Genomic DNA, 12,889 nt, shown 5'->3' with positions numbered 1-12,889 from the left:
AGCAAATGTAGGAGCGGATTCATCCGCGATGCGCCGCGCGGGCGGCGCTCGATCTTGAGAGCGCTGGAAAACTTTCGACATGCGCATGGTGGCCACTACTCGGTTTTTTGACTGGCACCTTCCAGCCACCAAATGACCGCGAGATGTGTAGATACCCATACAGCGATGAAGCCCGACCGAAACGACGCTGTCGCCTGGCCCGGCGCCATCGCCGGCAAGACTGGTCCCCACAGGCGATGCGCCGCGCGAGCGGACCATCCTGCTCACGCCCGCGTCAGCCGAATAATCTGCCGCGCACACCAGGCGCCGGTGAGGATGACGCCGAACAGGCGCAGGGTCTGCATCGCCAAAACCATGCCGACGTCGGCATGGGTTTCCACCGCGATGATGGCCATGGCGTCCAGCCCGCCGGGGCTCGTAGCCAGGTACATCGACAGGAAGTCGCTACCCACCGCCTTGGCCAGCAGCCAGGCACCCGCGGCGCACAGCAGGATCAGCGCCACCGCGCCGGCGATCATCGTCGGCAGGCGCTTCCACACGTAGCGCACGGTCTGGCGGTCGAAACGCAGGCCGATGTAGCAACCGATGGCGCCGTAGGCGAACGCCAGCACGCCGCTCGGCAGGGTGATCGTCAGTACACCGCCAAGCTGCAGCGCGGCGCCCAGCAGCAGCGGCATCAGCAACGCCCCCGCCGGCATCTTCGACCCCGCAGCCACCCCAAGCAGGATGACCGCGAGGCTGAGCAGCAGGTCGCCCCACTGGCTGGCGTCGACCACGTCCGGTGCGCTGGCGGCGGCGCCGGCGACTTCGTCGGCACCGAGCAGATGGCTGACCAGCGAGCCGATCATCACCACGCATACCACCCGCACGTATTGCATGGTCGCCACGACCCGGGCGTCGGCACCGTTGTCCTCGGCCATCGACACCATCGCCGACGCCGCGCCCGGCGCGGTGCCCCAGGCTGCGGTGCTGCCAGGGATGCCGCCAAAGCGCACGGTTCCGAGCCCGACCAGTGCGCTGAGCGCCACCGTCAGGAAGGTCGCGAACAGCATGACCTGCCACGACTGGCCGAGGGCGGCCAGAACCGACCAGCTCACCGAATGGGCCACCAGCAGGCCGACGCAGCCCTGGCCGAAGCGAAACACCTGGCGGTGCAGTTGCAGGCGCGCACCGGAGACGGCGAAGACAATCGCCACCAGCATGGGGCCGAGAAACAGACCGGCCGGCACCGAGAGCGCGTGCAGCGACTGGCCGGCAGCGCCCGCGCAGATGACAAGCGCGAGCCATTGAAGGACAGGGAAGCGGGAAGGGCGAACAGCGAGAGGGGTTTGCAACGTCTGAATCCTCCGAGACAGAGGGGCCGCGCGAAGGAACGAACGGCTGGCGGAGAAAATTATCGACGCCACGATTCATCAAGTCTATTTTCTACTTTTGATGAATCCATAACTGAAATTCATGAATCATGGACCTACGCGATCTCACTTATTTTGAAACCATCGCCGACTTGGGCCATCTCGGCCGGGCCGCGGAAAAGCTCAACCGCAGCCAGCCGGCGCTGAGCAAGAGCATCCAGCGCCTGGAAGAGTCCCTCGGCACCAAGCTGTTCCAGCGCGATGGCCGGCGAATCAAGCTGACGGACGTTGGCGAACTGCTGCTGGCCCGTGGCCGGGAGCTGCAACGCAGCATCGCCGAGACCGAGCGCGAGGTCCGCGATTTTGCCAGCGGCCTGGTGGGCACCCTGCGCCTGGGCTGCGCCGCGAGCATGGCCGAGCACCTGCTGCCGCAACTCACCGCCTCGTTGCTGGAGCGTGCGCCGGAGCTGACCCTGACCCTGTCCATCGGCCAGGACGATGTGCTCAAGGCGTCACTGCGGGCCGGGCAACTGGACGCGATCATCCGCCCGCTGATCGTCAATGATCCGGACTTCGAGACCTGGCCCATTCTCGAAGACGAGGCGGTGGTGGTGGCCAGCGTCGATCACCCGGTGTTCTCCGGCCCGATCACCCTCAAGGACCTGTGCCAGTACCGTTGGGTACTGGCCGGGCCGACGGTGACCGCGCGGCGCTGGATCGACAACGCCTTCACCTCCAACCAGCTACCGCCGCCGGTGGTGCAGGTGGAGACCAATTCCATTTCGCTGCTGCCGCGCCTGATCGCCCAGACCCGGCTGCTCAGCTTCGCCGCGCGAGAAACCCTGGAGCATGGCCACGGCACCGCCTGGCTGCGGGAAGTGCCGCTGGCGCAAACCACCATGCGCCGCACCGTGGCGGTCTCGGTGCGGGCCGGGGCTTACCTGCCGCCCGCCGCCGAGGCGATGGTGGCGCTGCTCAAGGAAAACGGGCGCAGGTTTTTTCGCGGAGAGTGAACGGCCTCAGTACTTCCAGTTCACCGCCAGCTCCAGGCTTCGCGGTTCACCCAGGTAGTACTGGGTGTTGCTCTGGTGGATGAAGCGGGCGTAGACCTCGTCGGTGAGGTTGCGCACGCGGGCGCTGACTTGGGTGTGTTGGTCCAGGTCGTGGCTGACGAACAGTCCGTACACCGTATAGGACGGCACCCACATCGTGTTCGCGGTGTTGGCGTACACCGACGACACGTAGCGCGCATCCGCGCCGGTCTGCCAGCCGGGCGCGACGTCCCAAGTCAGCCACAGGTTCGCCACGCGGTCGGGGATGTTGACCGGGTTTTTGCCCTTGCGCGAATACAGCACGCCGCCGATGGTTTCGTTGAATTCGTCGTACTCGGCCCGCACCCAGGCGAAGTTGCCCGCCGCCAGCAAGGTCGGGGTGACCTTGAACGACGCTGCCAGCTCGATACCGGTGGAGGTCTGTTGGCCCGCCTGGTCGGTGGTGTTGGGCACGCTGGACGAGGGCACCGAAATGTTCTTGCGCACGATGCGATACGCCGCCGCCGTAGCGCTGCCGCGACCGTCGGCAAAGTTGAACTTGCTGCCCACTTCGACCTGCCGGCCAGTGCTCAGGTCGAGGTCGCCGACCTGGGCGATGGACGCGCCGGTCAGGCTGCCGCCCGGTGGTTCGGCGGAAGTGCTGTATTGGCTGTAGAGGCTGATGTCCTCGTTGATGTCGTAGACCAGGCCGAGGCGCCCGGTCACGGCATCCCAGCGGCGGTCGAGATTGGTCCGGGCCACATGGTCCACCACCTCGAAGTCGATATGGTCGTAGCGCAGCGCGGTGACCAGGGCGAGGCGGTCGGTCAGGCGCGTGCGGTTCTCGACGAAGGCTGACGAGGTGTCGGTCCCGGTGCTGCGGCCCTTGCTGCGCGGGGCGTCCATACCGGGGATGTCGAGGAAGTGGTCGGGGTCGAAGTTGCCCGGCGTCACCGTATCGAAGGCGCCCTTGGACAGTGGGTAGTTGGTCTGCTGGTTGCGGTTGTAGTCGAGGCCGAAGGCCCAGTCGCTGGTCAGGCCGAACAGTTCGCTGGCGTGGGTCAGCTCGATACGGTCGCCGTTGACTTCCTGGTCGTGGCGCTGGCGGTAGCCGCCGGAACGCAGGACCTGGCGGTTGTCGTCGCTGTAACGGTAGGTCTCCAGGTTGCGGTAATCGCGCTGGCCGTTGTAGTGGTAGAAGGTGTTGCGCAGTTGTGTGGTGTCGTTGAAGCGGTAGTCGGTGATCGAGCGCAGCCAGCGGGTGCGCTGCTCGTAGCGACCGTCTTCGACGTTGTAGTTGGCGAAGCGGTCGTGCTTGTCGATATGCAGCGTGCCGCCGAGTGGCCGCAGCACCGGCGCGCCCCAGTACGGGCTGTCTTCCTGTTCTTCCAGGTACTCGATCGCCAGGGTGTGGGAGAGCTGGTCGTTGATGTCGCTGAGCAGCGAGAAGGCCAGGTTGCCGGCACCGTTTTCCTGGCGGTCGATGTAGCCGTTAGTGGCGGTGCGGCTGTAGTCCAGGCGCGCGTAGTGGCGCGGGCCGTCGCCGTCGTTCAGCGCCTTGTTGACGCCGATGGCGGTTTCCCAGGTGTCGTAGCGGCCGTAGCTGACGCGGCCTTCGAAACTGTCTTCATCGCGGCTGGCCAAGCGGGTGATGAAGTTCAGGCTGCCGCCCACCGCGCCGCTGCCGTTGAGGAAGGACGACGGGCCGCCCAGCAGCTCGACGCGGTCGTAGATCCAGGCCCCGACCGGTCTGCCGGCGGCGCCGTATTGCAGGTTGATGCCGTTGAACAACTGGCCGATCTGCGCGCCGTTGAAGCCTCGATAGGAGACGAATCCGCCCCAGCCGGGCGGCGCCGAGGCGTTGACGCCGGGCAGCGCGTTGGCGGCGTCCTGGAAGTTGCGCGCGCCGATGCGTTCCAGGGTCTTGCGGTCGGCGACGCTGACCGACGCGGGGTTCTCGCGGGCGCTCAGGTTCAGGCGCGAGCCGCTGGCGATGGGCGTATCCAGGTCGAGGCGGGTGCCTTCGCGAGGTTCGTCGGCGTCGGCGGTGATGGTGCTGGCGGGCAGGGTCAGGCTGTCGTCCTGCGCCCACGCGCAGGTTGCGCTGCTGATCAGCAGCGCCAAGGTGGTCAGGCGAAACATAGGGTGCTTCCTGGCTTGTCTTCGATAAGCCGCGGCGGGCGGACACAGGGCGGCCCGCCGTATGCGGCGATGTCAGGGCGAAGTCAGCAGGGCGGGGGAGGCGCGGGGGTTTATCAGCGGCCAGCGATAACGCGGTGAACGCGAGATATCCAGCACCGGCAGCGGCCGGACCGCTTCACCGGCGAGCAGCCCGAGCAGGCCGAAGAACGCGGCGAGGATGATCGCGCTGAACAGGCTGGTCACGGCGCAGCCGGTGTCGCCGGTCATGCTCATGGGCAAGCCGCCGGCATCATCGAGGTTGGTGTGCACGCCGTGGTCATTGCTGACCGAACAGAACGCGCCATCGAGGCCACTGAGCTGCAACCCGGCCATCTGCCCGTGGCCGATCGCGCACAGCACGGAGCTGAGCAGCACGCTGAAATACAGCGCCCAGGCGAGCAGCGATTTGTGGGGGCGGGCCAGGGTCATTGCGGCGGTGGCGCTCAGGGCAGGAAATGAAGGGCGCGGCAATCATACCGATTTTGCGTTATCTGAACAGAGGGTCAGCGCACAAGGCCCGCCTCCCGCCACTCTTTCGGTGACACCCCGTAGAACTCGCGAAACACACGGCTGAAATGCGACAGGTCGTTGAAGCCCCAACTGAAGGCCAGTTCGGAGATGCGTGCACCGGCATTGAGCGGGTGAGTCAGTTCAGCACCGCAGCGCTCCAGGCGCCGCCGCAGCACATAGCGCATCAGCGAGCTGCCCTCGCGTTCGAACAACTTGCCGATGTAGCGGCTCGACAGGCCATTGGCCTGGGCGACCTGCTGGGCGTTGAGGCCGGGGTCGCGCAGGTGGTCGTTGATGTACAGCTTGATCCGCGTCAGGGTCAGCGCCTGCGAGCGCGAGTGCTCCGGGTCCATGACCTGCAGGTTGCCCAGGGTCAGGGCAATCAGGTGGGTGGCCGACTCCGACAGCCGCGCCATTTCGGTGGGGGTGAACTGGCCGATCTGGGCCGACAGGGTTTCCAGGAAGGCGCGCAGCACCCGGCCCATGGGCGTGTCCAGCGACACCCGGGTGGCGGTGCGCGATTCCATGTCCACCACCATCTGGTTGAGGCTCGCTCGCGGCACGCTGATGATGATCTGCCGCCAGTCGCTGTCGAACGTCAGGTGGTGGGGGCGGGTGGCGTCGTAGATGGAAAATTCGCCGGGGCCGATCCGCGCGCGGCTGCCGCCTTGCTCCAGGCATTCGTGGCCTTCGAGCATGAGCACGGCGAAGTATTTGTCCTCGTCGCGGCAGCGCGGTTGCAGGTGGCGACGGTTGACCGCCTGCGCGGCGGCGCCGACGTCGCTGACCCGCAGCAGCTCGCACTTCTGCGAGCGCACCTTGCCGTAGAAGGCCGGATTGGGCAGGGCGCCGATTTCCACGTCGGCGAACAGCCGCAGGATCATCTCGCGCCAGTAGTCCACCCGGTCGTTGAAGCTGTTGCTCAGTGTCGCCAGCTCGATGCTGTCGCTCGCCCAGTTGGCGGGCGACGGAATGCCCGCGCAGAAATCGTTGACCATCGTCGACGCACCCCTGTTATCGAATTTGTTCTCAGGATGAATCCTCAGCCCGCCGCGGTCCGGTCCTCGGTGGCGCTCATCGCGACGAACCGCCGCGAAGGAGCTGCAGGTTCATTCATACACCCGCAAACCCCCACCCGCCAGCGCATCGGACGCAAGGGCCGACCAAGCACAGTTTTTGTTCCGTTTCAGCCAAGAACCACGGCGCCCGGGCTCTCATCCTTGAGTCACCGGCGGCGGGGAGGTTCGCCGGACCTGTCTCCGTGCAGGAATCTGGCCAGGACAGCCGGTCATTCGAATGCCCCACAGAGGGCCCCTGACTCAAGGCAAACAACATGAAAAGAACAAGCCTTTCGTTTTGCGAACTGAAACACTCCGTGATCTGTGGCCTGGTGCTGATTGGCGTGTCGTTTTCCAGCATGGCGGTGGAGGTGGCGCCCGGCGACTACGAGCAGTACCCGGCAGGCGCTACCATCGGCGCGATCTACTACCAGCACGCGACCACCGACGCCTTGCGCGCCGACGGCCATTCGGCCAGCTCCGACTTCAACCTCACCTCCGATATCGGCATCCTGCGTCTGCTTCACGTCGTCCAGGTCAACGACAAGGTCACCATCGATCCGCAATTCCTGTTGCCCTTCGGCCATGTCGCCGGCAGTGCCGACGCCTCGGCGCTGGGCAGCACCAGCGGCGTCGGCGACCTGATCCTCACCGCGCCGATCAAGCTGCTGCTCAACAGCGCCCGCGACACCCTCAGCGCCAACGCCTACCTCTACGTGCCCAGCGGCAGCTACGACAAGAACGATGCGCTCAACCTCGGCGAGAACCGCTGGAAGGTGGATTTCCAGGCCGCCTACATCAAGCACTTCGGCGACAAGTGGGCGCTGGACGTGATCGGCGATGCCATCTGGTACGGCGACAACGACGCCTACGGCCCGACCTCCGCGACCCTCAAGCAGAAAGTCTCCTACGCCGCGCAACTGATGGGCCGCTACATGCCCGACCCGGCCACCGCGCTGGCGGTGGGCGTCGGCCAGCTCTGGGGCGGCGAAACCCGCGTCGATGACGTTGACCAGGACAACCGCCAGCGCACCACCAACCTGCGCTTCACCGCGACCCGCTTCTTCACCCCCAAGGACCAGTTGCAACTGCAACTGGGCCGCGACCTCGTGGTGGAAAACGGGCCGCGCGAAGACTTCCGCCTGAACCTGCGCTACGCCCACATCTTCTAGGGCACCCGATTTCCGCTGCCACACACCGACAACTACAAATGAGGTCAGCCTGATGGAATCCGCAATCGACAAGCACCTGATGTGTCCGCGCCTGCGCCCGCGCCGCATCGACGATGACTACACCCCGCCGTTCCCGGCCTGGGTCGGCCGGGCCGACGCCGAGGTCAGCCAATACGTGATGGCCTACCTTGGCGTGCAGGGCAAGGGCGAAAGCCAGTTGGGCGCGGTCTGCGCGGCGCTGCGCCAGATCGTCCAGCACTTCGGCCTGGACAACGCCCCGCAGCACTACGACATGGCCCACTACGTCGATGCCGCCGGCTACGACAACATGATCGCCATCGCCTATTGGGACGACCCGGCGACCTTCCAGCGCTGGGAGACGGACGAGCGCGTCGCCGGCTGGTGGAACGCTGCGCAGCGCGAGCAGGACGGCCTGGGCTACTTCCGCGAAATTGCCAGCCCCGGCGTCGAACGCTTCGAAACCCTGTATGCCATGCCCGTCGGCATGGAGGGCGTGGGCCTGGCGATGGGCACCCGCAGCGGCGAAATCCAGGAGCACGGCTACTGGGGCTCGATGCGCGACCGCGTGCCGCTGTCGCAGACCGACGCCATGCAGCCCGGCGGCGACCTCCAGGCCAGCCGCGCACCGGCGCGGGTCAAGGTCGGCGGGCATGAAAACCTGGTGATCATCCGCTCCGGCCAGGACTGGAGCGAAACCGTGGAGGAGGAACGCGGCCTCTACCTTGGCGAGATGGAGCCGGTGCTGCGCGCCGGCATGGACTTCCTGCGTGACGAGGGTTTGCCGGTGGGCTGCTACAGCAACCGCTACATGCAGCACATCGACGCCCGTGGCCAGCGCGAGGAAAAGAGTTTTTCCGTCAGCCACTGGCGCTCCATGTCGCACCTGGAGCGCTGGTCCGAATCACACCCGACCCATATCGAGATTTTCGGCACCTTCATGCGCATGGTTCAGCGCCTGCAGGGCGAGCTGAAGTGGAAGGGTTATCACGAAGTGAGCGTGCTGCGCGCCGCCGACCAGCACTACGAATACATCAACTGCCACCCTGGCACCGGCCTGTTGCGCGGCGTCTGAGCGCATCGAAGGAGAACCGCATGAACAAGCACAACAGCGCCGTGGCAGCGTCCGCGGCGGATCGCGCCTTTGCCCTGAAGCAGGCCCTGGAAGAACAGGGCCTGTTGCCCGAAAGCTACGTCGAGCAATTCACCGAGGTGATGGAAAACGATTTCGACCCGGCCAACGGCGCCCGCGTGGTGGCTCGCGCCTGGGTCGATCCGGCCTACCGCGAGCTGCTGCTGCGCGACGGCACCGCCGCCTGCGCGCAGTTCGGCTACACCGGGGTGCAGGGCGAGTACATCGTCGCCCTGGAAAATACTCCGACGCTGCAGAACGTCATCGTCTGCACCCTCTGTTCGTGCACCGCCTGGCCGGTGCTCGGGCTGCCGCCGGACTGGTACAAGAGCTTCGAATACCGCGCCCGGGTAGTGCGCGAGTCGCGCAGCGTGCTGCGGGAAATGGGCCTGGACCTACCGCACGAAGTGGCGATCCGGGTCTGGGACACCAGCGCCGAAACCCGCTACATGGTCCTGCCGTTTCGCCCCGAAGGCACCGAAGGCTGGAGCGAAGAACAGCTCGCCCGCCTGGTGACCAAGGACGTGCTGATCGGCATCGCCCGGCCCGAGGTCGGTGTGCTGGCCGATCACGGCAAGGGAGGGCAGTGAAATGGACGGCATTCATGACCTGGGCGGCGTGCAGGGCTTCGGTCCGGTGGCGCACACCGCCAATTCACTGAGCTACAAACCGGTGTTCCACGAAGACTGGGAGCACCTCGGCTACAGCCTGCTGTTTCTCGGCGCCGGTGAGCTGGGGCTGTTCAATGTCGATGAACTGCGCCATGCCATCGAGCGCATGGAGCCGCGGCAGTACCTGACGTCCAGCTACTACGACCGGATCGTGGTCGGCACCGCCTCGCTGTTCGTCGAGAAGGGCGCGTTGCAGCAGCAGCGCCTGGAGCAACTGGCGGGCGGCCGTTACCCGTTGGCCCTGCCGCTCGGGCCGGGACGCGAAGCGCAGCCGCCGCGCGAGGCTTTCGAGGTGGGCGATGAGGTGCGGGTGCGCGACGAATTCGTCAGCGGCCATATCCGCATGCCCGGTTATGTGCGCGGCAAACGCGGCGTGGTGCTGCACCGCACCACCCACGCCTGGCCGTTCCCCGATGCGGTGGGCCACGGCCAGCCGAGCCCGAACGAGCCGACCTACCACGTTCTGTTCACCACCCGGGAGCTGTGGGGCGATGCCGCCGATGACGGCACGGTGGTGGTCGATCTGTTCGGCGGCTACCTGCTCCAGGCCTGACGGACAGTTTTGGTGTGGCGAGTCCCCGCATGGACGTTCAGCCCCTCGCCGCACCGTTTTTCTTCTTTTCAGCGAGATACCCGCATGGCCATTCGCAGACCCGATCCGACCGAACTCGATGAGATTGCCGCCGATTTCGGCATCACCCTCACGCCCGCGCAACTGGCGGGCTATCACGCCGCGTTGCAGGCCAACTTCGACGCCTACGACCAGCTCGATGCGTTGCCTGACTATCTTCCCGCGGTGCGTTATCCGCGCCAGGACGTTCATCAACCCGCGGCCGCCGATAACCCGCTGGGGGCCTGGCAATGCAAGGCGCTGATTCGCGGCCAGGGCGCCGGGCCGCTGGCCGGCAAGCGGGTGGCGATCAAGGACAACATTGCCGTGGCCGGCCTGCCGATGCTCAACGGCACTTTCACCCTCGACGGCTACACGCCGGAAGTGGATGCCACGGTGGTCACCCGCCTGCTCGACGCCGGGGCTACCATCGCCGGCAAGGCGGTCTGCGAAGCGCTGTGCTTCTCAGGCGGCTCGCACACCTCGGCCAGCGGCCCGGTGCACAACCCGCGCCGCCATGGCTACTCGGCGGGCGGCTCGTCTTCCGGCTCCGCTGCGCTGGTGGCGGCGGGTGAAGTCGAGATGGCAGTGGGCAGCGACCAGGGCGGTTCGGTGCGGATTCCCGCTGCGTACTGCGGCGTCTGCGGCATGAAACCGACCCACGGCCTGGTGCCCTATACCGGCGCCATGCCGATCGAAAGCACCCTCGACCACCTCGGGCCGATCACCGCCACTGTGCGTGACAACGCGCTGATGCTCGACGTGCTGGCGGGTGTCGATGGCCTGGACCCGCGGCAGGCGCTCGTCGGCGCTACCGGTGGCTATGTCGAGGCGCTGAGCCTTGGTGTGGCGGGCCTGCGTATCGGCGTGCTGCGCGAAGGCTTTGGCCAGGCCAATTCCGAGGCGGTGGTGGACGAGGCGGTGCGGGAGGCGGCGCAGGTGTTGCGCCGGCTGGGCGCCAGCGTTGCGGAGGTGTCGTTGCCGATGCATGCGCAGGGGCCGGCGATTTGGCTGGCGATCGCCGCCGAGGGCGCCACGCAGCAAATGATGAAAGGCAACAGCCATGGCTTCAACTGGCGCGGGCTGTACCTCAACGGCATGATCGGGCACCACGCCAGTTGGCGCGAGCGCGCCGACGAATTACCGGACACGGTGAAAACCACGATGATTCTCGGCGAATACATCAACCGGCAGTACCAGGGCCGCTTGTACGGCAAGGCGCAGAACCTGGCGCGTGCGCTGCGCGCGGCCTATGACGAACTGTTCGAGGATTTCGACCTGCTGCTGATGCCGACACTGCCCCTGCGCGCCACGCCACTGCCGGGGCCGGATGCCGGGCTGGAAGATACGCTGGGGCGGGCGTTCGAGATGCTGGGCAACACCTGCGGCTTCGATGCCACCGGGCACCCGGCGATATCGATTCCGTGCGGGGAAAGCGATGGGTTGCCGATCGGGTTGCAACTGGTGGGACGGTACTTTGGCGAGCGGGAGATCTATCGGGCGGCTTATGCGTTTGAGCAGGGCCTCGGCTTGGGTGAGTAGCTGGGTTTGAGGGCTTCATCGCCGGCAAGCCGAGTCCCACAGGTCCGGTGGGAGATGGCTTGCCAGCGATGAGGCCCTCAAATATCACAACAGACTCAACGGGTACTCCACGATCACCCGGGTCTCATCCAGATCCGATTCGAACTGCGTCGCCCGGGTCGTCGCCTGGCGCACACGCAGCGACAGGTCCTTCAGCGACCCGCTCTGCACCACGTATTTCACCTCGATATCCCGCTCCCAGCGCTTCTGGTCTGTCAGCGGGTTGCCGTTGGCGTCGCGGCGCATGTAGGTGGTGTTGGCATTCGAGTAGTCGGCGTCGGTGCCCTTGCCGTAACGGGTCATGAAGCTGAGGCCCGGTACGCCATACGACGCCATGTCGAGGTCGTAGCGCAGCATCCACGAACGCTCCCCGGGCGAGTTGAAGTCGCTGTACTGGATCGAGTTGTCGAGGTAGATGGAGTCCGACTGGCGCAGGTAGTCGAAGTCGTCATCGCCGTTGTTGCGCTGGTGGGTCAGTGCGACGGTGTGGGCGCCGAAGCGCAGGCCCAGCTTGCCGCTCCAGATGTCGTTGGCGAACTCGCCGAGCAGTTGCTTGCCTTCGTCGACCGCGCGGTAGTAGTTGAAGCCCGCCAGCAACGTGAAGTCGTTGCTGAGCGGATAGCTGACGGAGGTGCCGAGGTAGTGCTGGTTCCAGGCGTCTTTCAGGCGGCTGGTGTACAGACTGACGCTGGCGTGCTCGGTCAGTTGGTAGTCGCCGCCGAAGTAGGCGACCCACGGCGCATTGACCGGCCCACCATAGAAGGTCACGAAGTTGTCGCGCAGGTTGCTCGACACCGGCTGGCTCATGGCGTGCAGCCGGCCGCCTTGCAGGGTCAGGCCGTCGAGGCTGGTGTTGGCCAGCGTCACCCCGCGGAAGGATTCCGGCAGCAACCGCGAGTCGCCGTAGGACACCACGGGCGTGGTCGGGAATACGTCGCCGACCTTGATTACCGTGTCGAACGCCCGGGCTTTCAGCGCGCCGCCGACCTTGCTGTAGTCGTCCCGGGCATTGCCGTCGCTATCCACTGGCAGCACGTCGAACGAGCTGCGCGCCCCGTTGCGGCCGCCGCCGGTATCGAGTTTCAGGCCGAGCATGGCGAAGGCATCGACGCCGACGCCCACGGTGCCCTGGGTGAAGCCCGATTCGAAACGGGCAATGATCGCGTGCGCCCACGCCTCGGAATAGCCGGCGCCGCCGGGGGCCTGCGCGCCGTTGCGGTCGTCGCGGTTGAAGTAGAAGTTGCGGTTCAGCAGCGTCAACTGGCTGCCTTCGACAAAGCCTTGCGGTTCGTCGGTTTGCGCGGCACCGACCACGCTGCTGAAACCCGCTGCGGCCGTAAAGGCCGCCAGGGAAAACCGGGTACGTCTGTTCATGATTCCTCCGTAGTCCTGGCAGTTTTTATTGTTGGGATGGCACGGTCGGTTGTTATTGATCGAGTGACCGCGCGGCATCATGGCCGGGGGAAACTAACGGGGAGGTGAGGGGGGTATTACGATTCTGAAAGGTGGGTGATTCCGCGTGCGGCCGGCAGGGGGATCGCCATGCAAATTGTCGAAGCCCGGCTAACATCAC

The 12,889-nt window shown here is 66.0% G+C and carries 11 protein-coding genes; 6 read left to right on the top strand and 5 right to left on the bottom strand.

Annotated elements, in window-relative coordinates; translation table 11 throughout:
- Positions 1–263: 263 nt before the first annotated feature.
- Positions 264–1,334, bottom strand: coding sequence for an AbrB family transcriptional regulator (locus NTD88_RS09315; RefSeq protein ID WP_262128546.1), 1,071 nt, complete (start codon positions 1,332–1,334; stop codon positions 264–266).
- Between the two features lie 128 nt (positions 1,335–1,462).
- Between NTD88_RS09315 and NTD88_RS09310 the strand changes: the two genes are divergently transcribed.
- The gene (locus NTD88_RS09310) at positions 1,463–2,365 is read left to right on the top strand and encodes a LysR family transcriptional regulator (RefSeq protein WP_262154679.1); all 903 of its coding nucleotides are present in this window, start codon (positions 1,463–1,465) and stop codon (positions 2,363–2,365) included.
- 6 nt (positions 2,366–2,371) lie between these two features.
- On the opposite strand, the gene NTD88_RS09305 is transcribed toward NTD88_RS09310, so the two are convergent.
- The 3 genes from NTD88_RS09305 to NTD88_RS09295 all read right to left on the bottom strand — a co-directional run bounded on the left by NTD88_RS09305 (position 2,372) and on the right by NTD88_RS09295 (position 6,072).
- Complete coding sequence (locus NTD88_RS09305; RefSeq protein WP_262154678.1) at positions 2,372–4,525, bottom strand: TonB-dependent receptor; 2,154 nt, start codon at positions 4,523–4,525, stop codon at positions 2,372–2,374.
- A gap of 72 nt (positions 4,526–4,597) precedes the next feature.
- Positions 4,598–4,993, bottom strand: coding sequence for a DUF2946 domain-containing protein (locus NTD88_RS09300; protein WP_262154677.1), 396 nt, complete (start codon positions 4,991–4,993; stop codon positions 4,598–4,600).
- A gap of 74 nt (positions 4,994–5,067) precedes the next feature.
- A complete protein-coding gene (locus tag NTD88_RS09295) occupies positions 5,068–6,072 on the bottom strand; it encodes a helix-turn-helix domain-containing protein (RefSeq protein WP_262128543.1) in 1,005 nt (334 codons plus the stop codon).
- 419 nt (positions 6,073–6,491) lie between these two features.
- On the opposite strand from NTD88_RS09295, the gene NTD88_RS09290 reads away from it, so the two are divergent.
- From NTD88_RS09290 to NTD88_RS09270, 5 genes are all read left to right on the top strand, one after another.
- The gene (locus tag NTD88_RS09290) at positions 6,492–7,304 is read left to right on the top strand and encodes a transporter (RefSeq protein ID WP_262154719.1); all 813 of its coding nucleotides are present in this window, start codon (positions 6,492–6,494) and stop codon (positions 7,302–7,304) included.
- Between the two features lie 52 nt (positions 7,305–7,356).
- A complete protein-coding gene (locus tag NTD88_RS09285) occupies positions 7,357–8,397 on the top strand; it encodes a phenylacetaldoxime dehydratase family protein (RefSeq protein WP_262154676.1) in 1,041 nt (346 codons plus the stop codon).
- 20 nt (positions 8,398–8,417) lie between these two features.
- Positions 8,418–9,044 (top strand): nitrile hydratase subunit alpha, encoded by a 627-nt coding sequence (gene nthA / locus NTD88_RS09280; protein WP_095156735.1) that lies wholly within the window; start codon positions 8,418–8,420, stop codon positions 9,042–9,044.
- A gap of 1 nt (position 9,045) precedes the next feature.
- Positions 9,046–9,678, top strand: a complete 633-nt coding sequence (locus tag NTD88_RS09275; RefSeq protein ID WP_262154675.1) for an SH3-like domain-containing protein — start codon at positions 9,046–9,048, stop codon at positions 9,676–9,678.
- Between the two features lie 84 nt (positions 9,679–9,762).
- A complete protein-coding gene (locus tag NTD88_RS09270; RefSeq protein WP_262154674.1) occupies positions 9,763–11,277 on the top strand; it encodes an amidase in 1,515 nt (504 codons plus the stop codon).
- 84 nt (positions 11,278–11,361) lie between these two features.
- Here the strand turns inward: NTD88_RS09270 and NTD88_RS09265 are convergent, their stop codons facing one another.
- Entirely contained in the window at positions 11,362–12,690 is a 1,329-nt protein-coding gene (locus NTD88_RS09265; protein ID WP_262154673.1) for an OprD family porin, read from the bottom strand.
- Positions 12,691–12,889 lie beyond the last annotated feature (199 nt).

Origin of the sequence: Pseudomonas sp. 20P_3.2_Bac5, from assembly GCF_025466035.1 — a bacterium.
Taxonomy (GTDB): domain Bacteria; phylum Pseudomonadota; class Gammaproteobacteria; order Pseudomonadales; family Pseudomonadaceae; genus Aquipseudomonas.
This window is presented reverse-complemented; position numbering and strand designations above follow the sequence as displayed.